The sequence below is a fragment of the Stutzerimonas stutzeri genome, from assembly GCF_000935215.1.
GTDB lineage: Bacteria > Pseudomonadota > Gammaproteobacteria > Pseudomonadales > Pseudomonadaceae > Stutzerimonas.
The window spans coordinates 31,912-56,149 of the sequence record NZ_JXXD01000022.1 but is presented as its reverse complement, the minus strand read 5'-3'; the positions used below and the strand labels follow the sequence as shown (position 1 = coordinate 56,149).

Below are 24,238 nucleotides of genomic sequence, written 5' to 3'. Positions count from 1 at the left end.
TGATATTAGCCGACGTTCGGCAGTTATGGGCTGCCGAACGTCGCGGGGGCGGGAATCAGAGGGTTTCGAGCGGGTCGGTGGCGGTTGGGCTGGATGTCGCCAGGCCCAGCGCTTCGCCCATGCACACGGGGCTCAGCGGCCCCAGTTGTTCAGCCCAGCGCACCTGCTCCGGTCCGAACAGCAGAATCACCGTTGAACCCAGCTTGAAGCGGCCCATCTCGGCGCCTTTCTCAAGATGGATGGGCGCACGCGCCGCTGCGTCGTAGCGGAAGGTCTTCAAGGTGCGCTTGGGCGGTGTGACCAGCCCAGCCCAGACGGTCTCGATGCTGGCGACGATCATCGCGCCGACCAGCACCATGGCCATTGGCCCGTGCTCGGTATCGAACAGGCAGACTACCCGCTCATTGCGTGCGAACAGCTCCGGCACGCCCTGCGCCGTGACGGTGTTGACCGAGAAGATGCGCCCCGGCACGTAGACCATCTCCCGCAGCGTGCCGCTGACCGGCATATGCACGCGGTGATAATCCTTGGGCGAGAGGTAGACCGTGGCGAACGCGCCGCCCATGAACGGAGCAGCGCGTTCGTGATCGCCGCCAAGCAGCTCCATGGCGCTGTAGCTGTGGCCCTTGGCCTGGAAGATACGGCCTTGTTCTATCCGGCCCAACTGGCTGATGCCGCCGTCGCAGGGGTTGAGGATGGCGCCCGGAGTCTGATCCAGCGGGCGGGCACCGTCTCTCAATGCGCGGGTGAAGAAGGCATTGAAGTGCTCGTAGGCCGTGGGCTCCTCGACCTGGGCCTCGCGCATGTCGACCTGAAAATGCCGGACGAACCACTTGATGAAGGTGTTCTTCACCCACGGCAGCCGGCACTCGGCCAGGCAGCCAGCCAGGCGGGAGATGAGGTGATGGGGCAGCACGTACTGGCTGATGACGAACAGGCGATCTTTCATGTGGGTCCTTTTCATTGCTGCACCGGTGTATCAGGCAGGTTGCCCCATTCGGACCAGGAGCCGGCATAGCCCTTGACGCGTGGGTAGCCGAGTGCCTTGGCCAGGAGGTAGGTGAGGCCGGAGCGATGATGGGTGTGGCAGTGGGTTACGACTTCCTTTTCCGGGACGATGCCCAGTGCCTCCAATTGCTCGGCGATGTCCTCGCGGATTCGGAGGTCGCGAGCACGGTCCATGGCGGCGGTCCACTCGAAGTTGATTGCCCCGGGTATGTGGCCGCCCCGCGCGGCAAAGAGTTTTTCGCCACGGAATTCGGCCGGCGAGCGCGCGTCCCAGATCACCAGATCGTCTGCGCCGAGGCGGCTTTCGATGTAGCTGCGGGTCGCGATTGGGGCGGGGTCCAGCGTCAGGTTCGGCAGGCCGGGCGCCGCCTCGGGTATCTGCTGGGTCAGCGGTCGCGCCTCGCCGAGCCAGGCGTGCAGCCCGCCGTTCAGGTAGTGGTAGTGGTGATGGCCGATCACGTCGAGCAGCCAGATGAAACGACCGGCCCAGCCGCCGCCTTCGTCGTCATACACCACGTACACCGCGTCGTGCCGATGACCCAGTGCGCCGAACAATCGCTGCAGTTGCGCAATGTCCGGAAGCAATCCCGGCGCTGGCGGCTGGCCGAGCTGGGTCTGTTTGGGATCGACGAAGCGAGCGCCCGGCAGGTGGCCTTCGGCATAACGGGCGGCGCTGGTCAGGTCGACCAGAATCAGCTCCGGCGCCTCCAGGCGTGCGGCCAGGTCGGCTGGCTCGATCACCAGCGGCAGGTTGGAAAAGGCGGACACGGCAGCCCTCATCTAGTCGTAGAAGGGGCGAAGTCTAGCGAAAAAGCTCAGACCCCGCGCCTGCTGAAGGTAGCCAATGCGCGCTCGATGCACTGCGTTGTTTTAGCGAATGTTTGCAGGGTAGTGTCGGAGAAGGGTGCGCCGTTCTTGTCGGAAACCACCAGCATCAGCACGCGCCCGTCGATGCCCAGCGAGCGCAACAGCAGATGTTCGCCGCTGAAAAGCGCTTTCAGGCTGCCGGGCAGCAAGGCCGAGAACTGTGCCATGTTGGCCGGCTGCAGGCGCAGCTGTGCCGGCTTTTCCAGCAGGCGGCGCACGATCTGGCTCTGCTCGGGGGTGAGGGTAAGTCGCGCAGCATCGCTTGGCAGGCCGGCCGATTGCTGGGCGACCAGGCGGTTCTGCTTTCGGTCGAACAGCAACACCAGTGTGCGCTGCATACCCGCGCAGGCAAGGGCTTGGCTGGCGGTAGCGGTCAGCTGCAAGACGTTGCTGAACGGCGTCGGCTCGCTGAGCAGGCGGCGACAGTGCTCGCGCCATTCGGCTAGATCGGCATCGCTTGCTACCGGCGCAGCACGCAACACCTGAAAACGGGTACCGGTAGGCCACAGCAGGCCTTGAGCCGGATGCCAGAGATCGGTCCGGCCGATCTCCCGGGCGCTGGTCGCCGCCTGCTGGTGCACCATTTGTTGCATCTCGTCCAGCGGCACCTGCAGGTACAGTCCGGCCAGCCGTTGCCAGCGCAGGCTGTGCACGCCGCTCCAGCTGTGGTGTGCCGATAGCGCCAAGCCGTTGGCCAGCACGATGGTGTTGCTCGGCAATGTAAGCCAGCGGCGTAGCTCGGGGTCGGCGTCGAGCATCTGCTGCTGATGCAGCGGGTGCTCGTTGTCGTGGGCAATATGCAGGGCCTTGATCAGGCGCCGCCGATCGGTGCCCAGCAGGCGATAACCCTGAATGATCCAGTCTGGCAGCCGCCAATGCTCAGCAAGCCTTAGGCACAGCTCCAGCAGGGATACGCCGAGCAGCTCGCGCTCGACCCTGCTGGCCGGCTCGCCCTTGACCAGTACCCGCTGCTCCCAACTGTCGAGCAGATGCGGATAGGCGCCTATCAGCGCCCAGGCGGGAGACAGGAACAGCAGGCTGCCCCAGTGAATGTCCTGCCACAGTCGTGCGAGGCGGGCGGCGAACAGTCCGTTGGCCTGCTGGCTGGCGTGGCGGCTGATTAATACCAGTTGCCGCAGTGGCTGCGGCATGTCGGCGGCCTCCATGGCCGGAATGCGCGCCAGCAGCGCTTCGGCGCGCTGCAGGCCGATGCGGCTGAGCGCGACCTCCAGGCTCTCGGCCGGCTGGCTGTCGCCGATGCCTCGATTGGCCTCCTGGATGAAACGCAGCGCCAGCACGGGGCTGTTCTGAATAAGCTCGGCGATCTGCCGCATCGACTTGCTGCTGTCGCGCAGCGCCAGTCGCACCTTGCCATGGACGCCGGCAAACGCTGGAAGGGGTGCATCGTCGAGAGCCTTGATCCAGGCGGGTATCGTGCGTGGCAGCGGAGGTGTGGTGGTCATGGCCGAACTAGCTTTTCATCGGGATGGCCTTTAGTCTGGCGCAAAAGTTCCGATAACCAGAACAATTCTTCCAACATTCCTTTCGCAAGGTCGTCTGGTGGCGATTCTGGGCGTTTATTTGCCCTTGATCCGGACGGCTCGTAACCAGGTTTTAGACGTACCTCCTATGGTCAAAATAATCGGGATTATCGTCGTGTTCGCCAGCGTGCTGGGCGGGTTCGTGCTCTCTGGCGGCAAGATCGGCGCGCTCATCCATCCGTTCGAGGTGATGATCATCGGTGGTGCGGCGCTGGGCGGTTTTCTGCAGGCCAACCCCGCCAGCACCACCATGCTGGTGTTCAAAAAATCGCTGAAGATGTTCAGCACCCGTTTTACCCATACCTATTATCTGGAAGTGCTCAGCCTGCTCTACTCGATCCTCAACAAGAGTCGTCGTGAAGGGATGATGGCCATTGAAGCTGACCTGGAAGATCCCGCCGCCAGTCCGCTGTTCAGCAAGTACCCGGGCTTCCTGCAGGACGAGCGCATGACCGCCTTCACCTGCGATTACCTACGCATCATGTCGTCCGGCAACATGGCGCCGCACGAACTCGAAGGCCTGTTCGATATGGAGCTGAACAGCCTGAAGGAAGAGCTCGATCATCCCTCCCATGCGGTCGCCAAGGTGGCGGATGGCCTGCCGGCAATGGGTATCGTCGCGGCGGTACTGGGTATCGTCATCACCATGTCGATCCTGGCTGAAGCGAACAACGCCGAGATTGGCGAAAAGGTCGCTACCGCGCTGGTCGGTACCTTCCTCGGCATCCTGGCCTCTTACGGCTTCTTCAGTCCGCTGGCCGCGGCGCTGGAGCACGACGCCAAGGAAGAGCTGAACGTCTACGAGGCGATCAAGGCAACGCTGGTCGCCTCGGCCTCGGGCATGCCGCCGACGCTGGCCGTCGAGTTCGGGCGCAAGGTCCTTTATCCGGCGCATCGCCCGAGCTTTGCCGAGCTCGAGCAAGCCATGCGCGGCAGCTAAAGGCTCGTCATGGACAACACTCAACCGATCATCGTCAAACGGGTCAAGAAGGTTGCGGGCGGCCACCATGGCGGCGCGTGGAAGATCGCCTTCGCCGACTTTGCTACCGCGATGATGGCGTTCTTTCTGGTGATGTGGTTGATGAGTTCGGCGACGCCAGAGCAGAAGAAACTGATCTCCGGCTACTTCCAGGATCCGATCGGCTTCACCGAAAGCGCCAGCCCGCACGTCATCGACCTGGGGGGGACGCCAACCCCCTCGCCGGACCGCACACTCAATCCAGAGTTGGAGCCGGCGCAGAGCGAAGCGCAGATCGATAGCGATCAGGTGGAAACCTTCGCCGAACAGCTGGAGCGCGAGCGCCTCGAGCTGCTGTTGCAGGAGCTGCAGAACAAGGTCGACGAGAATCCCGAGCTGCAGAAGTTCAAGGACCAGATCCTTTTCGAAATCACCCAGGACGGCCTGCGCATCCAGATCATGGATGCCGAGAACCGGCCCATGTTCGCCCTCGGTAGCGCCCAGTTGCAGCCCTACTTCGAAGACATCCTGCTGGCGCTGGTCGACACCATCGCCGCGGTGCCGAACAAAATCAGCGTCAGCGGCCACACCGATGCCAAGCCTTTCTCGGGGCGCAGCGACTTCGGCAACTGGGAGCTTTCGGCCGGGCGTGCCAACGCTGCACGCCGCACGCTGGTGATCGGTGGTTACCCGGAAGACCAGATCGCGCGGGTAGTGGGCTACGCCTCGTCCGCGCTGTTCGATCGCAAGGACCCGCTCAATCCGGTCAACCGCCGCATCGATATTCTGGTGCTGACCAAGAAGGCGCAGCGTTCGATCGAGGATGAGCAGCCCGCGGCCACGGATTCGACCGGTGCTGCCGAAGGCGAAGTCGCGCCATCTGGCGGCGCGGCGCCGGCTGGGGAGGAGCCGTTACAGCCGGAGCAACTGCGGGAGCGGTTGAACATCTTCGAAGATGGCGTGTTGCAGTTCAGTCAGCCCGGCGAGGGCTGAGCGCCAGATCAGTAATCCGGTTCTGGCAGGCTGCTGAGAATGTGTCGGTAACTGCTCATGCGCTGCGGCTGGATGCGCCCGTCCTCCAGCGCCTGGAGCAGGGCGCAGCCGGGCTCGCGATCATGCTTGCAGTCGCGGAAGCGGCAGTGCCCGAGCAAATCCTGGAATTCGATGAAGCCCGCTTCGACGTCGGCGCGACTGACGTGACCTAAGCCGAATTCGCGGATGCCGGGGGAGTCGATCAGCTCGCCGCCACCGGGAAAGTGGAACAGACGTGCCGTGGTGGTGGTGTGGGTGCCCTTGCCGGTCATTTCCGACAGCGCCCCGACGCGGGTGTCGACGCCCGGCAACAGGCTGTTCACCAGCGAAGACTTGCCTACCCCGGATTGCCCGACGAAGACGCTGACGTGGCCGTCGAGCCGCGCCTTGAGCGCTTCCATGCCGCCACCACCGTGGGCCGAGACTTCCAGCAGCGGGTAGTTCAGCTGCCGATAGACTTCCAGCAGGCGATTCAGCGCGGCTTCGTTCTGCTCGTCGATCAGGTCGACCTTGTTCAACAGCAGCAATGGCGTGATGCCGGCGTGCTCCGCGGCGACCAGATAGCGGTCGATCAGGTTGGCGTGGGGCTCCGGTAGCGGCGCGAAGACGATGACGATCAGGTCGACGTTCGCCGCCACGGGCTTGAGCTGGCCACGGGTATCCGGGCGGCAGAGTTCCGAATGTCGCGGCAGCTGCGCAACGATGACACCGATGCCCTGGTTGCCCGGGCGCCAGACCACACGATCGCCGGTGACCAGTGCCGGCAGGTTGGCGCGCAGGTGGCAGCGAAAGACCTGCCCGCTGTGTTCGCCTTCCAGTGCTTCCACCTCGACCTGCACGCCGAAATGCGCGATGACCAGTCCGGTCTGCTCCGGGCCAAGATCGCCGACTTCGAGTTCTTCGAGTGCACGACTTTCGCGCCGCGCGGCGCGGGCGGCGCGCTCTTCCTGGATTTTCTCGATACGCCAGTTCTGCCGGCGGTTGAGTTGGCGTTTGGCCATGAATTCGGTTGTCTCTGAGGTTGGTGAGCGAGTCTAGCATGCTGCAACCCGCCCACTTCGGCCTGTATCGCGCTGAAGCCGGAGGGTTAGACTGGCGCTCCTTCACCCGTTCGATTGTCGGTCATGCCTGCTTCTGTCGTTACTCGCCTGCCCATCCTGCGTGCGCTGCTGGCCCAGCTGTTGGCGCTGCTGGTGGTCTGGCTGCTATTGCTCGGACTGGTCGGCGTGCTGGGTGTGCGTCCCGGTCTCATCCTTGTGGCCGTCGCGCAGGGCTGTCTGGCGGCGCTGATCGGGGCCCGGCTCGGGCTGTCGGCCTGGTGGCTGGCGATCAACCTGATGTTCGTTCCTGGCCTGGCGTTGCTGCGTGATTTCGATGTGCCGGGCTGGTTGCCGCTGGGCGCATTCACGTTGTTGTTGCTGTTGAACTGGAATGCCTTCACCGAGCGCGTGCCGCTCTACCTGACCGGTCGTGAAGCCGAGCGCCAGTTGCGCAATCTGCTGAGCGAGCTGCCGGCGGGTTTCCGCTACATCGACCTGGGCAGCGGCCTGGCCGGCACGCTGTCGCGCCTGGCACGGGACTTTCCGGCGGCGCAGTTCATTGGCGTGGAAACCGCGCCGCTGACCTTCGCACTGTCCTGGCTGCGCTGCCTGCCGCGGCGCAACTGCCATATTCGCCTGCTCAGTCTGTGGCGGGTCGATCTCGCCGAGTATGACGTGGTCTATTGCTTCCTCTCACCCGCACCCATGGCCGCCCTGTGGGACAAGGCGCGCGCCGAGATGCGTCCCGGCGCGCTGTTGATCAGCAACAGCTTCGCGGTGCCAGGGGTCGAGCCGGTTGAAGTGCAGCAATTGAATAACTGGCGCCGCTCGCGGCTGCTGATCTGGTACCCCGGTGGCGCGACACCTGACGGCGTCGATACGAGCGGCTAAACTGCGCCGCACAGCCAAGGAGCCCGCCATGCAGAACCCGCAGAACCTGATCTGGATCGACCTGGAAATGACCGGTCTGGATCCGGACAACGACGTCATCATCGAGATGGCGACCATCGTCACCGACAGTCAGCTCAACGTGCTGGCCGAGGGGCCGGTGATCGCGGTACACCAGAGCGATGAAACACTGGCGCGCATGGATGAGTGGAACACCCGTCAGCACGGCGGCTCGGGCCTGACCCAGCGCGTGCGTGAGAGCAGGATTTCCACCGCCGAGGCCGAGCAGGCGACGCTGGCCTTCCTCGAGCAGTGGGTGCCCAAAGGCAAGTCGCCTATCTGCGGCAACAGCATCTGCCAGGACCGACGCTTCCTCTACCGGCAGATGCCGAAGCTCGAAGCCTACTTCCACTACCGCAATCTGGACGTATCGACGCTCAAGGAGCTGGCCGCACGTTGGGTGCCGCAGATCATGGAAGGCTTCAAAAAGAGCGGCACGCACCTGGCGCTCGACGACATCCGTGATTCCATCGCCGAGTTGCGGCATTACCGCGAGCATTTCATCAAGGTCTGAAAGGGCGTTAACGCCTGACGCGTTTGCGGATCGTTGGGTGGATCACGCTTCACCGATCCACCGACGAGGCCAGGTGGATGTAAAAAGCGACATCCACCCTGCGTCACTGATGATGATCGTGAGAGCGATGCTGCAGCGTCGTCCATCCTGTGGTCAATCGGCGCCTTTTGGCGAGGCGCCGACAGTCATTTCCCCAGCTTGCGCAGCTCGTCCGATTCGACGATGCGCACGCCGTCGCCTTCCTCCAGCGCCAGTCGCCACAGCGCGCGGGCCAGGGTGCAGGTCTCGATGCCGTGGTACTTGCCCGGCAGCAGCTGCGACAGGGGCGCCGCGATGCGTTCGCTCAACCGCGGCTCCAGGCGTGGGCCGATCAGTTGAGAGGGGCGGGCGATGGTCAGCTGTGGCCAGTCCTGCTGCTGCAATGCCGCCTCCATTTCGCCTTTGACCTTGAGGTAGAAGATCGAACTGTCCGGGTTGGCCCCCAGCGAGCTGATCACCAGCAGGTGACGCGCGCCCATCTCCTTAGCCCGGCGGGCAAACGCCAGCACCAGATCATGATCGATGGCGCGGAACGCCTCCTGGCCACCGGCCTGCTTTAGCGTGCTGCCCAGGCAGCAGAAGGCCGTGTCGATCTCGCCGCCCAGCGTTGGCAGCAACGTCAGCAGCTCTCCGACCGGGTTTTCCAGGCGCTGATGGGCCGCCAATGGCCTGCGTGTGGGCGCCAGCACGCGTTCGACGGTGGGTTCGTTGAGCAGGCGATCGAGCAGGTGCTCGCCAGTGAGTCCGGTGGCGCCGGCAAGCAGAATGCGCTGTGGCGTCAAATACATGGTCTTGCTCCTGTGGCGATCATTGGGTGGCACGCCGCTGCCGCAGCTCCTGCCAGCGTTGGACGACCGCTTCCGGCGCCCAAATTTGCGGTTCCGATGCCTGATAGTCGTCGGCCTGCTCGCGTTCGGCAACTTTTGCTGCGGCCAGCGTGAAGGCCTGCACGATATCGTCGGTTTCCTGCAGCGCTTCGGCGAACAGCGCGCGGCCGAAGTAGGTGAAGTCGCTCTGCTCGGAGCAGCCGAAGGACACCCGGTCGGCGCGGGCGGCGGTCATGATCAGCGTCTGCTCGTTCTTTAGTGGCTCGATGAAACCGCCGGAATAGCAGGCCGAGATCACCAGGATGACCTTGCGCTTGGCGAGCGGCGCGAGCAGTTGCGCCAGATCCGCTGCCGGCAGGTCGTCCAGCGAAAGACGCGGCTGGTTCAGCACCAGTTCGTGGTCCGCCGAACCGTGGCTGGTGAAATAGAGAAAGATCAGGTCTTCCTCGCCACTGCGTTCGGCCAGCGCGCGAATCGCTCGGGTCAGGTTCTCCCGGGTCGCCAGCGGCCGGTCGACGAGATGATCGCGGTGGTTGACCAGGCTGAGTTGGCCATGGGCGGCGAAACGCTCGGCGAGCAGCTTCTGTACGTAATCGGTTTCGCGCATGAACACGCTCTGCCGGCCATCGCCGGCCACGGTCAGCGTATAGAGGTCCTGGGCAGGGCTGGAAGGCGGTAGCGCACTGATCGCACGCTCGAGCAGTGAGCCTTGTTCCAGCAGGGCGAGCTCGAGCGGGTCCGATAGCGCGTGTGCCTGCTCGTCGCGGACGCGTCGGTCATTACGCCAGCTGCCGCGCAGCTCGGTGCCGTCGGCCTGGGTCAGTACGCCCTCGCCGTCGAAGTGTCCGTGGCGGAAACCGCCGGTATAGAAGCTGCCGTCTGCGCGATCGAGACGGCCCTGGCCGTGGTAGCGCCAGTTGCGGAACTGCCCGCTGTAGCGGCTGCCATCGCTGGCGACATAAGTGCCGGTGCCGCTCAGTTCGCCCTGGACGAAGGTGCCGCTCCAGGCGTTTCCCTCGCCGTCCTCGTAGCGTCCCTGGCCATGAAACTGATCGTTTTCGAAGTGACCGCTATAACGCTCGCCCTGCTCGGTCGAAAAGCGACCTTCGCCATTCAGATTGCCCGCGCTGAAATGCCCGCTGAGCTGACCATTGGCGTCGCTGCGGGTGCCGGGGCCATCCGGCTGCCCTTCACTGAACTGCCCTCGATGACTGAAACCGTCGGCGTATTCCAGGCTGCCCTGGCCGTGGTAGAGGTTGTTGCGAAACTCGCCTTCGTAGACCGTGCCGTCCTGGCTGAAGCGCCCGTGGCCATGCATGCGTCCGGCCTGGAATTCGCCCTCGTAGACGCCACCCTCGACATAGCTGAAACGGCCCAGGCCGTCGAACAAGCCGTGCCTGAACTCACCCTCGTAGCGATCGCCTGTTGCGCTTTGCCAGGTGCCCAGGCCATGCCACTGGCCGTCCTTGAATTGTCCGAGGTAGTAGCTGCCGTTCGGGTAGTCGATACGACCGCTGCCCTGCAGCAAGCCGTCGACGATTTCGCCGCGATAGCGGCCGCCGTCCGGCAGCACTCTATCGGCAGGGGTGAGAGGCTCGCCCTCGCCGCAGGCGGTGAGCAGACCAAGTAACAGGAAGGGAAGAAGACGCAGCATGCGGACATCCGCTCAGGCAGGACGTCCGCAGTATGCCGCAAACCGAGCGGGCTGCGACAATCGCGCAGAGTTGCCGCTCAGAGGACGCACAGCGCCAGGGTTTCGGCGATATAGGCCGGTTTTTCCGAGCCTTCGATCTCCATCACCGCGCGCGCCTTGAGCAGCCATTGCCCGGGATTCTTCTCGTAGGCATCGATCAACGTCAGTCCCAAACGCACCCGCGAGCCGACCCTCACCGGCTGGATGAAGCGCAGGCTGTCCAGCCCATAGTTGACGCCCATCCGCGTGCCTTCCGGCACGACCATGAGGTCGCCAGACAACATCGGCAGCAACGACAGCGACAGGAAACCATGGGCGATGGTGCCACCGAACGGTGTTTGCGCGGCTTTTTCGGCATCGATGTGGATGAACTGGTGATCGCCGGTGCAGTCGGCGAACTGGTTGACGCGCTGCTGATCGACGGTCAGCCACTCGGAGTGGCCCAGTTCCTTGCCGATGTAATCCTTGAGCTGTGCGACGGGTACCTGTGGCATGTGTCCTCCTGATTGTTCTTGTATGGCTGCAGCGATGTGAGTCTGACTAGAGAGGGGCAGTGCCGGGCCCGAAGCGGCCGACTGGCTCTGCGTCATTTACAGCTCTAGATCAGCACGGGCAGGCGTCGCGGCAAACCAGCATCGGCACCGCGAATGGCCGGTCATAGCGCAGCGCGGGCGCCTGCCGGCGTTGCCCTTTATACTGTCGCAATTTTGCGGGAGGCTCCCATGCTGCTCAGAGGCCTGACCTGGCTGGTCGCATTCCAGTTGCTCGGCACCGTCCTCAATGTGCTGTTTCTGCCCATGCTGCCGGGCCCCATCATCGGCATGGTGCTGCTGTTCGCCGGCCTGCTGGCGCGCGGCCGGGCCAGCGAGTCGCTGCAGCTGGCGGCGAGCAGCCTGTTGCGCTACCTGCCGTTGCTGCTGGTACCGCCGGCGGTTGGGGTGATGGCCTATACGGAGGCGATCCTCGATGACTTCTGGGCCATCGTCGGCGTGCTGGTAATTTCGCTGCTGGTCTCGCTGGTCTTCACCGGCTGGCTGATGCAGACGCTGATCCGGCGCAAGCAGCGTCAGCAGGAGGGCGCATGATCGAACTGCACTGGCAGGCCGCCTGGGAGGCGCTGATCCATCATCCGCTGTTCGGTGTGGCTATTACCCTGGCTGTCTTCCAGCTGGCGTATGCGGCGTATGAGAAGACCCGCTGGGTATTCCTGCAGCCGGTTCTAGTGTCGATGACGCTGATCGTCGGCATCCTCCTGCTATGTGGTATCGACTATGACGAATACCGCATCAGTGCGCAGTGGCTGACGCTGTTGCTGGGTCCGGCCACCGTTGCGCTGGCCGTGCCGCTGTACCTGAACCTGCGGCGGATTCGCGAGTTGTTCGGCCCGATCGTGATCACTTTGCTGGTCGCCGGTTTGTTTGCCACGGCGCTGGGCATGGCCCTGGCTTGGGCTTTCGGCGCGGATGACATGATCCTGATGACCCTGGCGCCGAAGTCGGTCACTTCGCCGATCGCCATGCTGGTGGCCGAGCAGATCGGCGGTGTGGTGGCGCTGGCGGCGGTGTTCGTGATGATCACCGGCGTGCTCGGCGCGATTTTCGGTCCGGAACTGTTGCGCCGGTTTGGCGTTCAGCATCCTGCGGCCCGCGGCATTGCGCTCGGGCTGACCGCCCACGCCGTGGGCACCGCGCAGGCGCTGCAGGAAAGCGACGAATGCGGTGCGTTCGCGGCCCTGGCCATGAGCCTGATGGGGGTAATGACTGCGGTGCTGTTGCCGCTGGTGGTTGCCTTGCTGCTGTGATGGAGTCGCCATGAGATTGCCGTTGTTCCCGCTGGATACCGTGCTGTTCCCCGGTTGTTTTCTCGACCTGCAGATATTCGAGGCACGCTATCTCGACATGGTCAGCCACTGCCTCAAGGCTGGGCATGGCTTTGGCGTGGTGCATATTCTGGATGGCAAGGAGGTTGGCGCAGCACCGGCGGCGTTCTCTCATATCGGTTGCGAAGCGCTGATTCGCGACTGGCAACAGCTGCCCAACGGCCTGTTGGGTATCCGGGTCGAAGGCGGGCGGCGCTTCGATGTGCAATCGTTCGAAGTACTGCGTGACCAGCTGGCCGTCGCCCAGGTCGCCTGGCGCAGCGAAGTCGATAGCCAGCCACTGGCCGAACAGCACGCCGACCTCGTCGTACTGCTCGCCGCGCTGGGCCAGCATCCGATGGTGAAAACCCTGGGGCTGGGCGGCGCGGTGAGCGATCAGGCAGCTCTGGCCAGTCAGCTGGCCTACCTGTTGCCATTCGATGCGGAGCAGAAGATCGAATTGCTGGGGCTGGACGAGCCAGCGTCGCAGCTCGAGCAGATTCAAAGCCTGCTCGAGCAATTGCAGGACGGGGCGTAAGGCGTGTCGCCCCCGTGTGTTCGCGAGCGTGACCTAGGGCCGCACTGGCCAACCTTGATGTCGCTAGAGAAGGTCTTCAGTAGGGTTTTTGTGCCAACGACACCGTAAAGATCCCCCAGTCGTCGATACGCTGCTTGATTTTTACCAAACCTGCCGCTGCTACCAGTTGGTCAATCTCCGCTTGGGTACGCCGCCGCATCACCCATGCCTGCCCATCTCGGTGACTGGTCAGCGCTCGGGCTATGAGCTTCAGCTGTGGGTGCCAGGGTTGTCCGGTGTAAAGGATGTAGCCGCCCGGTTGCAGCGCTTCGGCGACGCCGGCAAGAGAGCGGCCGATCATCTGGTTGTCGCCGAACAACTCGTAGAGACCCGATACCACTACAAGCGTGGGGCGCGGCGAGAGTGCGGCGAGATCCGCCTGATCGAATGCGTCTGCCTTGATGAATCGAGCGATCTCTTCGAAACCCTTTGCCCGGATCAGGGCACTGCCGTCGCGTACATTGATATCGCTGTAGTCGCGCAGGAGAATCGAGGCAGGGCGTTCTCCGAGGTCCTGTATTGCCTCGAGAATGTAGCGGCCATGGCCGGCGGCAATGTCCACGATATGTACTGGCTGATCTGCGCTTCGCAGGCAGCTCATCGCCCCACGTAACAGCTCTTCTACATGCCTTTTTCTCGGGCGTATTGCACGCCAGCCTATGGAGTTCAAATAAAGCTGGTCAATCTTGCGCCCCAGTACAGTCAGCCCTGCTGGTTCGTTTCTGTAGACATAATCGAGCGTGCTGCCGGAATCGAAACCCGCTTCGAAACCGAGTTTCAGTCCGTGAGAAAGCCGGGCGCCAAGGCGCATTCCCGCACGCATGGCGCGCCAATAACATCCTTCCATGGAGTTCGGAGCTACAGGGGCAGCCAGTGCTTCTGCTTCCGCACACATCGGGCCTATTCGGTCCGCATCGAGGAGCGATGGGGGCGCCATTGGCATATCGAAATTATGACGAATGAAGCGGCGGGCCTGGCTTACTGCCCGATTACGATCTCGCTCGCCGAGCGTGTCGTGAAAGAAACCCGGCAGAACGTGTTTTTCTTTTCGTAAGCTGCCAAGTCTTTCGAAAAAAGTTACTTGTGGTTTGTGTTCTACGACGAAGTCTGCGCCTGAGATAAAAAGCTGAGTTGGGATCTGGATAGCCTGCGCATCCGCAACCACGCGCCGTGCCGCTTCATGCAGCCCAAGGAGCACATTGACGGAAATGGCCTTGGTGATAAGCGGATCCTGCTGATAGCTCTGAATCCGCGCGGGATCGTGCGTCAGGAAGCGGGCCTTGACGTAGCTGTCGACGAAGAAGTTGCCGCGAAACGCTCGTATTAGCCTTAGGCCTGTCCGTGCGAATGGTACATACAGCTTTACCTTGAACGCCGGTGACGCCAGCACCAGCGCCCGAACTTTGGGCGCATAGTCGTGGGCCCATGTCGCAATAACTACCGCCCCTACACTTTGCGCAACAATTGCTAGGTCTTCCTCTTTGATGCAGTGCATAGAGCCGATGTGATCAATGAACGTCTGCACGTCTCGTACGCTCGTCGCGAAGCTCGGGCTGTCTCCACGGGTGCCAGGCGACAGACCGTGCCCGCGCGCATCCCAGGCAAAGAAATCGCAGTCAGGAAGGTCGAGCTCATCAACGAGGTGGGCCAGCCGGCCGGAATGCTCATGTCCGCGATGGAACATGACGACGGCCCGCCTTGTAGGCCCTGTGGACGAAAGCGCGGGCCAATGGCGGTAGGAAAGCTCTAAGGCATCGTGGGTGCTGAAAGTTAGAAGGCGTGACTCGCGCATCGGAATATCCTGGTCCCTGGACAGTTATTGAGTTATCCGAAACTCAGCGGCGGAAGGCTGCTCTGCCAAGGCGAGGACTTTCCGCCGGTGGCGCGACATACGCAACGACGCCTCGCACATTCCTGGTTCGCACCAGAAAAAATTTCGGATCACACGCTTGAGGGAGCAATCACTGATACCGATACATCTGCATCGCTGTCGGCAGGGCCCAGACGCTGAATGCGCCGAGCAGGCCCATACAGGCCGGCAGGATCAGCCACCAGGCTCTCGGTGCCATTGCGTGCAGCGGGCTGCGCCATTGCACCAGGGTCAGGCTGGCGGCGCAGATGCAGGCGGCCAGCAGGGCGCCGGCCGTGACGTCGGTGGTCCAGTGCACGCCGAGATAGACCCGCGAGAGTGCGATTGCCGTCGCCGGCAGGCTGGCGAGGACCAGCCAGGCAAGGCGCAGGCGCGGTGGCTGGCCGCGACCGGCGAGCACGCCGAGGGTGAGGAAGAAGGCAAACGCCGCTGAGCTGTGCCCGCTGGGAAAACTGTAGCTGCTCAGCGGCTCCATCAGCACTTCCGGACGAACGCGAGCAAAGGTGGCCTTAAGGGCGCCGTTGGCCAGGGCCGTGCCCAGCAGCGTGAGAATGGCGAACAGGGCGGCGCGCCATTGGCGTGCGACCAGAAGCAGCAAGCATAGCAATACCGCGGCCCACAGTTGGGTGTGAAAGTCCCCGGCGCGGGTGACGATCACCATGATGCGGTCGAAGGTGGTGCTGCGTGCGCCCTGGATCACTGCCAGCAGGCCTTCGTCGAGTTCCTTCAGGTGCGGCCAGCCGAAAAACAAACCGAGCAGGATGGCAACGCCGAGGCCGGCCGACAGTGCGCTGACCCAACGCAAGCCGCGCAGGCTGCCGAATGCAGTTGCCGCGATCAGCGTCAGCAGCGCGCCGACCACTATCCCGGCTTCGCTCCAGAAACCCTCCTCCAGCGGCAGGCGGATGGCGGCTCCGGCGCTCCAACCGGGCAGCAGATAAGCCATCGACCAGCCGGCGGCAGCACACAGGCTGACCAGCAGGAAGCGTCCGAGCGGCATGTCGAGCATGCCGGCGGTCATCGGCAGCATGGGGCGCAGCGGGCCGATGAAGCGGCCTACCAGCAGGCTGGCTACGCCGTAGCGCTGAAAGTAGTGCTCGGCCTGCACCAGCCACTCGGGATGGTCGCGCAGGCCTCGCAAGCTGCGAATGCCCTGGTGATAGCGTCGACCGAGGGCATAGGAAAGTAGGTCGCCGATCAGTCCGCCGATAAAGCCCAGCAAAAGGGTTTCCCCCAGGCTCAGCACTCCGCTGCCAGCGAGTACAGCAATCGCGAATACCAGCACCGTGCCCGGGATGATCAGTCCGACTACGGCCAGACACTCCATGCAGGCGACGATCAGCAGCGCGAGGCCCAGCCATTGCGGATGTCCGGCGAGCCATTGGGTTAGGGTTTCGAGCCACTGGCCCATGCGGATTTCCTTGAATCGAGATCGCCTTTCGACCTGACGAAAGGGTGGTGGGTTTCCTCGGCGCAAGGATACTGCGCCGTGCTGGTTGGTTCGTAGCGCTGTCCGCGCATGCATTCGAGCGCCTTTCGCCCGGCGCCGCTGTGCGCGGGCGGTCGGGGTGGCTATAATCAGCCGCTTTCCCTTCAGTCAGGCCAGCTAGATCCATGACCGAGTCCGTACTCGATTACATGAACCGCCTGGGCCGCGCCGCGCGCGAGGCCTCGCGGGTGCTTGCGCGCGCCAGCACGGCGCAGAAGAACCGTGCCCTGCAGGCCGCCGCCGCCGCGCTCGACGCAGCCCGCGACGAGTTGGTCAGCGCCAACGAGCGGGACCTTGCCGGTGGCCGCGCCAAAGGTCTGGACGCGGCGATGCTCGATCGTCTTGCGCTGACGCCCAAGGTGATCGACGGCATGATCGAAGGGCTGCGCCAGGTCGCCACGCTGCCGGACCCGATCGGCGAGATTCGCGATATGCGCTACATGCCTTCGGGCATTCAGGTCGGCAAGATGCGCGTGCCGCTGGGCGTGGTCGGGATCATCTACGAGTCGCGGCCGAACGTGACCATCGACGCCGCCAGCCTGTGCCTGAAGTCGGGCAACGCGACCATCCTGCGCGGTGGTTCCGAGGCGATCCATTCCAATCAGGCCATTGCCCGCTGCATCCAGCTTGGCCTGGCCGAAGCCGGGCTGCCGGCAGCGGCGGTGCAGGTCGTGGAGACCACTGACCGGGCTGCGGTCGGCGCGCTGATCAGCATGCCGGAATACGTCGATGTGATCGTGCCGCGCGGCGGCAAGGGTCTGATCGAACGCATCAGTCGCGACGCCCGGGTACCGGTGATCAAGCACCTGGACGGCATCTGCCATGTCTACATCGACGTGGCGGCGGACGTGGACAAGGCCGTTCGCGTCGCCGACAACGCCAAGACCCAGCGCTTCGCGCCGTGCAATACCATGGAGACGCTGCTGGTTCACCAGGGTATCGCCGACCGGGTGCTGCCGCCACTGGCGGCCATCTATCGCGAGAAGGGCGTTGAGTTGCGTGGCTGTGCGCGAACCCAGGCGCTGCTTGGCGGCGATGTGCTGGAGGCCAGCGAAGAAGACTGGTCCACCGAATACAACGCACCGATCCTGTCGATCCGCATCGTCGATTCGCTGGATGCCGCCATCGAGCACATCAATCGCTACGGCTCGCAACACACCGACGCGATCGTCACCGAGAATTTCACCGATGCCCGGCGCTTCCTCACCGAGGTGGACTCCGCTTCGGTGATGGTCAACGCCTCGACGCGTTTCGCCGATGGCTTCGAGTATGGCCTGGGCGCGGAGATCGGCATCTCCACTGACAAGCTTCATGCCCGTGGTCCGGTCGGTCTGGAAGGGCTGACGAGCGAGAAGTACGTGGTGTTTGGCGACGGCCACGTCCGTACCTGATGAGCCAAGGCAGCGGCGCCCGGCGCATCGGTATACTTGGCGGCACCTTCGATCCGGTACACATCGGTCACTTGCGCGGGGCGCTGGAAGTGGCCGAGATGTTCGATCTCGACGAGCTGCGGCTGATACCCAACGCGCGTCCGCCGCACCGTGACACCCCCAATTGCTCGGCGCAGGATCGCCTGGCAATGGTTCGCCTGGCGGTGCAAGACCTGCCGCCACTTTGTGTGGACGCTCGTGAGCTGGAGCGGGAGAAGCCGTCCTACACCATCGACACGCTGATTTCCCTGCGCGCCGAGCTGGGCGAGGAGGATCAGTTGTTGCTGGTGGTGGGCTGGGATGCCTTCTGCGGCCTGCCAACCTGGCATCGCTGGGAAGAGCTGCTCGACTATTGCCATATCCTCGTCCTGCAACGCCCGGATGCCGGCAGCGAGGCGCCGCAGGTGCTGCGCGATCTGCTCGCCGCACGCAGCGTGCCCGATCCCCAAGTGCTTTGCGGGGGCAGCGGGCAGATTGCCTTCGTCTGGCAGACACCGTTGGAAGTGTCTGCCACACAGATTCGCCAATTGCTGGCCATCGGCAAGTCGGTCCGATTCCTGGTTCCCGATGCCGTACTGGCTTATATCAACGCGCACGGACTGTACCGGGCGTCGAACTGAGGTTGTTTTCACGTTATGCAAACTGAAGAGTTGGTCCAGCTGGCGGTTGCCGCCCTGGAAGATCTGAAAGGCCAGGACATCACCACCATTGATGTGCGCGGCAAGACCAGTGTCACCGATTACATGATCATCGCCAGCGGCAGTTCCAGCCGGCACGTCAAGTCGCTCGTCGAAAACGTGCTGGAGCAGGTCAAGGAGCAGGGCGTTCGCCCGCTTGGCAGCGAGGGTCTCGAAGGCGGTGAGTGGGCGTTGCTCGACCTGGGCGATGTCGTCGTCCATGTGATGCAGGTGCCGACCCGCCAGTTCTACGATCTGGAACGTCTCTGGCAGGGCGCCGAGCAGAGCCGCGCGCAGCACGCCCACGATCCGGAATAAGCCGTGCGTATCAAGCTGATTGCGGTCGGCTCGAAGATGCCACGTTGGGTCGAGGATGGTTGGCAGGAATATGCCAAGCGCCTGCCGTCCGAACTACCGCTGGAGCTGCATGAGATCGCGCTCAATAACCGTGGCAAGAACGCCGACGTGGCGCGGTTGATTCGCCAGGAAGGCGAGGCCATGCTGGGCAAGGTTCAGCCAGGCGAGCGCATTGTCACGCTCGAAGTACATGGCAAGCCGTGGAGCACCGAGCAGCTGGCGGCGGAAATCGAGCGCTGGCGGCTCGATGCACGCAACGTCAACCTCATGGTCGGCGGTCCGGAAGGGCTGGCACCCGAGGTTTGTGCGCGCAGCGAGCAGCGCTGGTCGCTGTCGCCGCTGACCCTGCCTCATCCGCTGGTGCGAATCCTGATCGGCGAACAGATCTACCGCGCCTGGACGCTGCTGTCCGGTCATCCCTATCACAAGTAGTCCGCGAACCCCTTCAAGATGCCGCAACCGATTCAACTCAAGGATCACGAGAAGGACGCCGTGCTGGTGCGCCGGCGCGTCATCGTTGGCCTTGTGTTCGTGTTGCTGTTGATCGGTGTGCTGGTGTCGCGGATGTACTACCTGCAGGTGGTGCAGTTCGAGCACCATTCGACGCTGTCGGAGAACAACCGCGTCCACGTGCAGCCGATCCCGCCCAATCGTGGCTTGATCTTTGACCGCAAGGGCCGGGTCATCGCCGACAACCGGCCCAGTTTCAGCCTGACCGTCACCCGCGAACGCGCCGGCGACTGGAAGACTGTGCTCGATGGCGTGGTCGAGGTGCTGGAGCTCAGCGAGGAAGAGCGTGGGCTGTTCGAGAAACGCGTGTTGCAGGGGCGCCGGCCATTCGAGCCGGTACCGATCATGTATGAGCTGTCCGAGGAGCAGATTGCGCGCATTGCCGTGAATCAGTTCCGCCTGCCTGGGGTCGAGGTGGCGGCGCAGCTGGTCCGGCATTACCCGCAGGGTCCGCACTTCGCGCACTCGGTAGGCTATGTCGGGCGAATCAACGAACAAGAGCTCAAGCAGCTCGACCCGGTCAATTACAGCGGCACGCACCATGTCGGCAAGACCGGTATCGAGAAATTCTACGAGTACGAGCTGCACGGCCAGGTCGGCTACGAAGAGGTCGAAACCAACGCCCGCGGCAGGGTCTTGCGCGTGCTCAAGCGTACCGATCCGATACCGGGCAAGGACATCACGCTGTCGCTCGATCTCGACCTTCAGGAGGCCGCAGAAGCGGCGCTCGGAGGTCGTCGCGGTGCAATCGTCGCGCTGCTGCCGAGCACCGGCGAGGTGGTGGCGATGGTCAGTCAGCCGAGCTTCAACCCCAACCTGTTCGTCACCGGCATCAGCTTCAAGGATTACGGTGAACTGCGCGACTCTATTGATCGTCCGTTGTTCAACCGTGTGCTGCGCGGCCTTTACCCGCCCGGCTCGACCATCAAGCCAATGATGGCCGTTGCCGGCCTCGATGCTGGCGTGATCACGCCGAGCAGTCGCGTGTTCGATCCGGGCTTTTTCCAACTGCCGAACGTGAAGCACAAGTACCGCAACTGGAACCGCAACGGCGACGGCTGGGTGGACCTGGACCTGGCCATCGCCCGCTCCAACGACACCTACTTCTACGACATGGCCCACAAGCTGGGCGTCGATCGCATGCACGAATACATGACCCGTTTCGGCCTGGGGCAGCGCGTATCCCTGGACATGCACGAGGAGACGGCGGGCCTGATGCCGTCGCGCGACTGGAAACGGGCGCGCTATCGCCAGCCCTGGTATCCCGGTGAAACAGTGATTCTCGGTATCGGCCAGGGTTACATGCAGGCCACGCCGCTGCAGCTGGCCCAGGCCACGGCGCTAGTGGCGACCCGCGGCAAGTGGATTCGGCCGCATCTGGCGCGCAGCGTCGGTAGTGAAGCGCCGGTGGACCATGATCCGGTTCCGGACATCCAGCTTCGCGATCCGCGCTTCTGGGACTACGCGACCCACGGTATGGAGCAGGTTCTGCATGGCGCGCGGGGTACGGCAAGGAAGGTCGGTGACAGCGCGGCGTATCGTATTGCCGGCAAGAGCGGTACCGCCCAGGTGGTCGCGATCCGCCAGGGCGAGAAATACGACAGTGCCAAGCTGGCCGAACGCCATCGGGACCATGCGCTGTTCGTCGCCTTCGCCCCGGTGCATGACCCGCAGATCGCCGTGGCGGTGATGGTCGAGAACGGCGAATCCGGTTCGGGCGTCGCCGCGCCAGTGGCCAAGCAGGTCATGGACGCCTGGCTGCTGAACGAGGAGGGCGTGCTCAAGCCCGAGTTCGCCCCGCCGCTGACCGCCGAAGGGAAGAAGCCATGAGCGGCAATTTCGACCGAACCCTGTCGCGCGAGGACGTGCTGCGGCGTCGCGCCAGCCTGTTGCAGCGCCTGCATATCGACGGGCTGCTGCTGGTGCTGCTGCTGATGCTGGCGGCGGGCAGCCTGTTCATTCTCTATTCGGCCAGCGGCAAGAACTGGGATCTGGTCATCAAGCAGGCGACGTCTTTCGGCCTCGGCCTGGGTGCAATGCTGGTCATTGCACAGTTCGAGCCGCGCTTCATGGCGCGCTGGGTACCGCTGGGCTATCTCGCTGTGGTAGCGCTGCTGGTGGCGGTCGAGGTCGTCGGCCATACAGCGATGGGCGCCACCCGTTGGATCAACATTCCGGGGGTGATCCGCTTCCAGCCGTCGGAGTTCATGAAGATCATCATGCCGATGACCATCGCCTGGTATCTGTCCTCGCGCAGCCTGCCGCCGAGCATCAAGCACACTGCGATCAGTCTGTCGCTGATCCTCGTGCCCTTCGTGCTGATCCTCAAACAGCCGGATCTGGGCACGTCGCTGCTGATTCTCGCCTCCGGCGCATTCGTCCTGTTCATCGGCGGCCTGCGTTGGCGCTGGATCATTGGCGCGGTCACGGCGATCGTGCCCATCGCTGTGGCGATGTGGTACTTCGTACTGCACAACTACCAGAAGCAGCGAGTACTGACGTTTCTCGATCCGGAAAGCGATCCGCTGGGCACTGGCTGGAACATCATCCAGTCGAAGGCGGCGATCGGTTCGGGTGGGGTGTTCGGCAAGGGCTGGCTGGCAGGCACGCAGTCGCACCTGGATTTTTTGCCGGAAAGCCACACGGACTTTATCATCGCCGTGCTCGCTGAAGAGTTCGGCCTGGTCGGGGTCTGCCTGCTGCTGCTGGTGTATGGTCTGCTGATCACCCGCGGCCTTGTTATCACCGTGCAGGCGCAAACGCTGTTTGGAAAACTGCTGGCCGGTGCGCTGACGATGACCTTCTTTGTTTACGTTTTCGTCAATATCGGTATGGTCAGTGGGCTGTTGCCGGTGGTGGGGGTGCCATTGCCCTTCATTAGTTATGGCGGAACTTCATTGGTGACCCTGCTGTCAGGGTTCGGGGTTTTGATGTCGATCCACACCCATCGCAAGTGGATCGCGCAGGTTTGACGAGAGTGAATTTGTTGACTTCATTACGGCGTGGCTGGATGGCGCGGATGCTAGGGGGCGTGGCTTTGGCCGGCGCTGTGCTGGGAAGCCTGCCGCTGCAGGCGGCCGATTACACCGGCGCCAACGTGGACGAGTTCATCGCGGAGATGACCCGCGACTACGGATTTGCCGACGAGCAGCTGCGTGACCTGTTCAAGCAGGCCGAGCGCAAGCAGGCGATTCTCGATGCCATTTCGCGTCCTGCGGAGCGGGTCAAGCCGTGGAAGGAATACCGACCTATCTTCCTCACCGACTCGCGCATCGCCCAGGGCGTCGATTTCTGGCGGGAGAACGAAGCCGCGCTGACTCGTGCGGAAACCGAATACGGCGTGCCGGCGGAAATCATCGTCGCGATCATCGGCGTGGAAACCTTCTACGGCCGCAATACCGGTAGCCATCGGGTGATCGATGCGCTGTCGACGCTGGGCTTCGATTACCCTCCGCGTCAGCCGTTTTTCCGTCAGCAGCTCAAGGAGTTCCTGCTGCTGACCCGTGAGGAGCAGGTCGACCCGCTTACGCTCAAGGGCTCCTACGCGGGTGCGATGGGACTGCCGCAGTTCATGCCGAGCAGCTTCCGCGCCTACGCGGTGGATTTCGACGGTGACGGGCACATCGATATCTGGAACAACCCCACCGATGCCATCGGCAGTGCGGCCAGCTACTTCAAGCAACATGGCTGGGCTGCGGGCGAGCCGGTGGTGGCGCGGGCCAAGGTAGGCGGCGAGCGTTATGAAGAAGGGCTGACCGTCGGCCTGGAGTCGCAGAAGAATGCCGGCGAAATGCGTAGCCTGGGCTGGCAGTTCGACAAGTCGGTGGCCGACGATACGGCCATTACCGCTTTCCGCCTGGATGGCGCAGAGGGTGATGAGTACTGGCTGGGCCTGCCGAATTTCTATGTCATTACCCGCTACAACCGTAGCGTGATGTATGCGATGGCCGTGCATCAGCTGTCCCAGCTGCTGGCCGAAGCGCGAGGCGAACAATGGCCGTGATCTGGACAAGGCTGGTCGCGCTGGGTGTCGCCGTGGCGCTGCTGGCGAGCTGCTCATCGACGCCGACACCGAGCAGTGCACCAAGCAAGAGTACCGGTATCAGTGGTCCCGGCGACTACAGCCGTCCGCACAAGGACGGCGCGCCCTGGTGGGACGTCGACGTTTCGCAGATCCCCGATGCCACGCCGATGCCGCATTACGGCCGTTACAAGGCCAATCCCTATACGGTGCTGGGCAAGACCTACTTTCCAATCAGCGATGGTCGACGTTATTCAGCTACCGGGACGGCATCCTGGTATGGCACCAAGTTTCACGGCCAGCCCACCGCCAATGGCGAGAAGTACGACCTTTATGGCATGAGCGCGGCGCACAAGACGCTGCCCTTGCCCACTTACGTCAAGGTCACCAATCTGGATAATGGGCGCACAGTGGTCTTGCGCGTCAATGACCGTGGTCCGTTCTACTCCGATCGGATCATCGATCTGTCTTTCGCCGCGGCGAAGAAGCTCGGCTATGCCGAGAGCGGAACGGCGCGGGTAAAGGTCGAAGGCATCGACCCTCAGCAATGGTGGGCCGACCAGGGCCGACCGGTGCCGACGATGATGGCGCAGCCGGAGATGGTTGCGAGCAAGCCCGCCAGCAATGTCGCGCAGCCGATCGAACAGTACACGCCGCCGCCCCAGCAGCACGCTGCGGCCACGGTGCCGCTGGAAGTCGATGCAAAAAAAAACGCTTCGCCCGCAGCCTCTGGCCTGTTTCTCCAGGTTGGCGCCTTCGCCAATCCGGATGCAGCGCAGTTGCTCAAGGACAAGCTGAGCGGCGTGGTCTCTGCCCCGGTGTTCATCAGCTCGGTGGTACACAATCAGCAGACCCTACACCGCGTGCGCCTGGGACCCATCGACACACCGGATGAGGCCATGCAGCTCGAAGAGAGCGTACGCCTGGCCAACCTCGGACAGCCGCGGCGCGTTGCCGCTGACTGACCGCTGCAAACCTTGCC

Annotated in this window: 24 protein-coding genes; 15 read left to right on the top strand and 9 right to left on the bottom strand. The window is 63.4% G+C overall.

The genetic code is table 11. The annotated features are described in order from the left end of the window. Positions 1–55 precede the first annotated feature (55 nt). Genes asd through LO50_RS03275 form a run of 3 tightly spaced genes read right to left on the bottom strand, consistent with a single transcriptional unit; the run spans position 56 to position 3,338 of the window. Positions 56–949: an archaetidylserine decarboxylase gene (gene asd, locus LO50_RS03285; protein WP_044314109.1), complete on the bottom strand. Its 894-nt coding sequence runs from the start codon at positions 947–949 to the stop codon at positions 56–58. Between the two features lie 11 nt (positions 950–960). Further along, on the bottom strand, positions 961–1,776 hold the full coding sequence (locus LO50_RS03280) for a rhodanese-like domain-containing protein (protein WP_044314108.1): 816 nt from the start codon (positions 1,774–1,776) through the stop codon (positions 961–963). A 47-nt stretch (positions 1,777–1,823) separates the two neighbouring features. Then, positions 1,824–3,338 carry an HDOD domain-containing protein gene (locus LO50_RS03275; RefSeq protein ID WP_044314107.1) on the bottom strand — a complete coding sequence of 505 codons (1,515 nt, stop codon included), beginning with the start codon at positions 3,336–3,338 and terminating at the stop codon, positions 1,824–1,826. Between the two features lie 166 nt (positions 3,339–3,504). Here LO50_RS03275 and motA point away from each other — a divergent pair, with 166 nt between their 5' ends. Then, complete coding sequence (motA, locus tag LO50_RS03270; RefSeq protein WP_044314106.1) at positions 3,505–4,356, top strand: flagellar motor stator protein MotA; 852 nt, start codon at positions 3,505–3,507, stop codon at positions 4,354–4,356. A 9-nt stretch (positions 4,357–4,365) separates the two neighbouring features. Further along, positions 4,366–5,367, top strand: a complete 1,002-nt coding sequence (gene motB, locus LO50_RS03265) for a flagellar motor protein MotB (RefSeq protein ID WP_023444907.1) — start codon at positions 4,366–4,368, stop codon at positions 5,365–5,367. An 8-nt stretch (positions 5,368–5,375) separates the two neighbouring features. Here motB and rsgA read toward each other — a convergent pair whose 3' ends face one another. Further along, complete coding sequence (rsgA, locus tag LO50_RS03260; RefSeq protein ID WP_044314105.1) at positions 5,376–6,407, bottom strand: small ribosomal subunit biogenesis GTPase RsgA; 1,032 nt, start codon at positions 6,405–6,407, stop codon at positions 5,376–5,378. A gap of 123 nt (positions 6,408–6,530) precedes the next feature. Between rsgA and LO50_RS03255 the strand changes: the two genes are divergently transcribed. Both LO50_RS03255 and orn read left to right on the top strand, forming a co-directional pair. After that, positions 6,531–7,337: a class I SAM-dependent methyltransferase gene (locus LO50_RS03255; RefSeq protein WP_044314110.1), complete on the top strand. Its 807-nt coding sequence runs from the start codon at positions 6,531–6,533 to the stop codon at positions 7,335–7,337. A 28-nt stretch (positions 7,338–7,365) separates the two neighbouring features. Next, a complete protein-coding gene (gene orn, locus LO50_RS03250; protein ID WP_044314104.1) occupies positions 7,366–7,908 on the top strand; it encodes an oligoribonuclease in 543 nt (180 codons plus the stop codon). A 185-nt stretch (positions 7,909–8,093) separates the two neighbouring features. Here orn and LO50_RS03245 read toward each other — a convergent pair whose 3' ends face one another. The 3 genes from LO50_RS03245 to LO50_RS03235 all read right to left on the bottom strand — a co-directional run bounded on the left by LO50_RS03245 (position 8,094) and on the right by LO50_RS03235 (position 10,961). Continuing rightward, complete coding sequence (locus LO50_RS03245; RefSeq protein ID WP_044314103.1) at positions 8,094–8,735, bottom strand: oxidoreductase; 642 nt, start codon at positions 8,733–8,735, stop codon at positions 8,094–8,096. Between the two features lie 19 nt (positions 8,736–8,754). Continuing rightward, positions 8,755–10,428, bottom strand: a complete 1,674-nt coding sequence (locus LO50_RS03240; protein WP_044314102.1) for a C13 family peptidase — start codon at positions 10,426–10,428, stop codon at positions 8,755–8,757. Between the two features lie 77 nt (positions 10,429–10,505). Then, a complete protein-coding gene (locus tag LO50_RS03235; RefSeq protein ID WP_003301687.1) occupies positions 10,506–10,961 on the bottom strand; it encodes a MaoC family dehydratase in 456 nt (151 codons plus the stop codon). 228 nt (positions 10,962–11,189) lie between these two features. Here LO50_RS03235 and LO50_RS03230 point away from each other — a divergent pair, with 228 nt between their 5' ends. Genes LO50_RS03230 through LO50_RS03220 form a run of 3 tightly spaced genes read left to right on the top strand, consistent with a single transcriptional unit; the run spans position 11,190 to position 12,863 of the window. Next, positions 11,190–11,552: a CidA/LrgA family protein gene (locus LO50_RS03230; protein WP_014818946.1), complete on the top strand. Its 363-nt coding sequence runs from the start codon at positions 11,190–11,192 to the stop codon at positions 11,550–11,552. Then, positions 11,549–12,268, top strand: coding sequence for an LrgB family protein (locus tag LO50_RS03225; RefSeq protein ID WP_044314101.1), 720 nt, complete (start codon positions 11,549–11,551; stop codon positions 12,266–12,268). Before LO50_RS03230 ends, LO50_RS03225 begins: the two co-directional genes overlap by 4 nt. Positions 12,269–12,278: 10 nt before the next feature. Continuing rightward, a complete protein-coding gene (locus tag LO50_RS03220) occupies positions 12,279–12,863 on the top strand; it encodes an LON peptidase substrate-binding domain-containing protein (RefSeq protein WP_044314100.1) in 585 nt (194 codons plus the stop codon). A gap of 76 nt (positions 12,864–12,939) precedes the next feature. On the opposite strand, the gene LO50_RS03215 is transcribed toward LO50_RS03220, so the two are convergent. Continuing rightward, positions 12,940–14,694: a bifunctional alpha/beta hydrolase/class I SAM-dependent methyltransferase gene (locus LO50_RS03215; RefSeq protein ID WP_044314099.1), complete on the bottom strand. Its 1,755-nt coding sequence runs from the start codon at positions 14,692–14,694 to the stop codon at positions 12,940–12,942. 169 nt (positions 14,695–14,863) lie between these two features. Further along, complete coding sequence (locus LO50_RS03210) at positions 14,864–16,183, bottom strand: bifunctional DedA family/phosphatase PAP2 family protein (protein WP_044314098.1); 1,320 nt, start codon at positions 16,181–16,183, stop codon at positions 14,864–14,866. A 203-nt stretch (positions 16,184–16,386) separates the two neighbouring features. Between LO50_RS03210 and LO50_RS03205 the strand changes: the two genes are divergently transcribed. From LO50_RS03205 to LO50_RS03170, 8 genes are read left to right on the top strand one after another with little or no spacing between them, the layout of a single operon-like run. Further along, complete coding sequence (locus LO50_RS03205) at positions 16,387–17,652, top strand: glutamate-5-semialdehyde dehydrogenase (RefSeq protein WP_044314097.1); 1,266 nt, start codon at positions 16,387–16,389, stop codon at positions 17,650–17,652. Continuing rightward, entirely contained in the window at positions 17,652–18,311 is a 660-nt protein-coding gene (gene nadD, locus LO50_RS03200) for a nicotinate-nucleotide adenylyltransferase (RefSeq protein WP_044314096.1), read from the top strand. Before LO50_RS03205 ends, nadD begins: the two co-directional genes overlap by 1 nt. A gap of 15 nt (positions 18,312–18,326) precedes the next feature. Then, positions 18,327–18,686: a ribosome silencing factor gene (gene rsfS / locus LO50_RS03195; RefSeq protein ID WP_014818953.1), complete on the top strand. Its 360-nt coding sequence runs from the start codon at positions 18,327–18,329 to the stop codon at positions 18,684–18,686. A gap of 3 nt (positions 18,687–18,689) precedes the next feature. Next, entirely contained in the window at positions 18,690–19,157 is a 468-nt protein-coding gene (gene rlmH, locus LO50_RS03190) for a 23S rRNA (pseudouridine(1915)-N(3))-methyltransferase RlmH (protein ID WP_044314095.1), read from the top strand. 18 nt (positions 19,158–19,175) lie between these two features. After that, positions 19,176–21,065 carry a penicillin-binding protein 2 gene (gene mrdA / locus LO50_RS03185; protein ID WP_044314094.1) on the top strand — a complete coding sequence of 630 codons (1,890 nt, stop codon included), beginning with the start codon at positions 19,176–19,178 and terminating at the stop codon, positions 21,063–21,065. After that, on the top strand, positions 21,062–22,207 hold the full coding sequence (gene rodA / locus LO50_RS03180; protein ID WP_023444920.1) for a rod shape-determining protein RodA: 1,146 nt from the start codon (positions 21,062–21,064) through the stop codon (positions 22,205–22,207). Before mrdA ends, rodA begins: the two co-directional genes overlap by 4 nt. A 47-nt stretch (positions 22,208–22,254) precedes the next feature. Next, complete coding sequence (mltB, locus tag LO50_RS03175) at positions 22,255–23,238, top strand: lytic murein transglycosylase B (RefSeq protein ID WP_044314093.1); 984 nt, start codon at positions 22,255–22,257, stop codon at positions 23,236–23,238. Next, positions 23,229–24,221 carry a septal ring lytic transglycosylase RlpA family protein gene (locus LO50_RS03170; RefSeq protein ID WP_044314092.1) on the top strand — a complete coding sequence of 331 codons (993 nt, stop codon included), beginning with the start codon at positions 23,229–23,231 and terminating at the stop codon, positions 24,219–24,221. The genes mltB and LO50_RS03170 overlap by 10 nt, the downstream gene beginning before the upstream one ends. Positions 24,222–24,238 lie beyond the last annotated feature (17 nt).

Coding starts and splice junctions, on each gene's coding strand:
- LO50_RS03170 (WP_044314092.1), top strand. CDS start 23,229: ATGGCCGTGATCTGGACAAGGCTGGTCGCGCTGGGTGTCGCCGTGGCG.
- LO50_RS03225 (WP_044314101.1), top strand. CDS start 11,549: ATGATCGAACTGCACTGGCAGGCCGCCTGGGAGGCGCTGATCCATCAT.
- LO50_RS03240 (WP_044314102.1), bottom strand. CDS start 10,428: ATGCTGCGTCTTCTTCCCTTCCTGTTACTTGGTCTGCTCACCGCCTGC.
- motB (WP_023444907.1), top strand. CDS start 4,366: ATGGACAACACTCAACCGATCATCGTCAAACGGGTCAAGAAGGTTGCG.
- LO50_RS03215 (WP_044314099.1), bottom strand. CDS start 14,694: ATGCGCGAGTCACGCCTTCTAACTTTCAGCACCCACGATGCCTTAGAG.
- LO50_RS03210 (WP_044314098.1), bottom strand. CDS start 16,183: ATGGGCCAGTGGCTCGAAACCCTAACCCAATGGCTCGCCGGACATCCG.
- LO50_RS03230 (WP_014818946.1), top strand. CDS start 11,190: ATGCTGCTCAGAGGCCTGACCTGGCTGGTCGCATTCCAGTTGCTCGGC.
- LO50_RS03245 (WP_044314103.1), bottom strand. CDS start 8,735: ATGTATTTGACGCCACAGCGCATTCTGCTTGCCGGCGCCACCGGACTC.
- rsfS (WP_014818953.1), top strand. CDS start 18,327: ATGCAAACTGAAGAGTTGGTCCAGCTGGCGGTTGCCGCCCTGGAAGAT.
- orn (WP_044314104.1), top strand. CDS start 7,366: ATGCAGAACCCGCAGAACCTGATCTGGATCGACCTGGAAATGACCGGT.
- LO50_RS03255 (WP_044314110.1), top strand. CDS start 6,531: ATGCCTGCTTCTGTCGTTACTCGCCTGCCCATCCTGCGTGCGCTGCTG.
- motA (WP_044314106.1), top strand. CDS start 3,505: ATGGTCAAAATAATCGGGATTATCGTCGTGTTCGCCAGCGTGCTGGGC.
- LO50_RS03220 (WP_044314100.1), top strand. CDS start 12,279: ATGAGATTGCCGTTGTTCCCGCTGGATACCGTGCTGTTCCCCGGTTGT.
- rodA (WP_023444920.1), top strand. CDS start 21,062: ATGAGCGGCAATTTCGACCGAACCCTGTCGCGCGAGGACGTGCTGCGG.
- rsgA (WP_044314105.1), bottom strand. CDS start 6,407: ATGGCCAAACGCCAACTCAACCGCCGGCAGAACTGGCGTATCGAGAAA.
- nadD (WP_044314096.1), top strand. CDS start 17,652: ATGAGCCAAGGCAGCGGCGCCCGGCGCATCGGTATACTTGGCGGCACC.
- LO50_RS03275 (WP_044314107.1), bottom strand. CDS start 3,338: ATGACCACCACACCTCCGCTGCCACGCACGATACCCGCCTGGATCAAG.
- LO50_RS03235 (WP_003301687.1), bottom strand. CDS start 10,961: ATGCCACAGGTACCCGTCGCACAGCTCAAGGATTACATCGGCAAGGAA.
- mltB (WP_044314093.1), top strand. CDS start 22,255: ATGCTAGGGGGCGTGGCTTTGGCCGGCGCTGTGCTGGGAAGCCTGCCG.
- mrdA (WP_044314094.1), top strand. CDS start 19,176: ATGCCGCAACCGATTCAACTCAAGGATCACGAGAAGGACGCCGTGCTG.
- LO50_RS03205 (WP_044314097.1), top strand. CDS start 16,387: ATGACCGAGTCCGTACTCGATTACATGAACCGCCTGGGCCGCGCCGCG.
- asd (WP_044314109.1), bottom strand. CDS start 949: ATGAAAGATCGCCTGTTCGTCATCAGCCAGTACGTGCTGCCCCATCAC.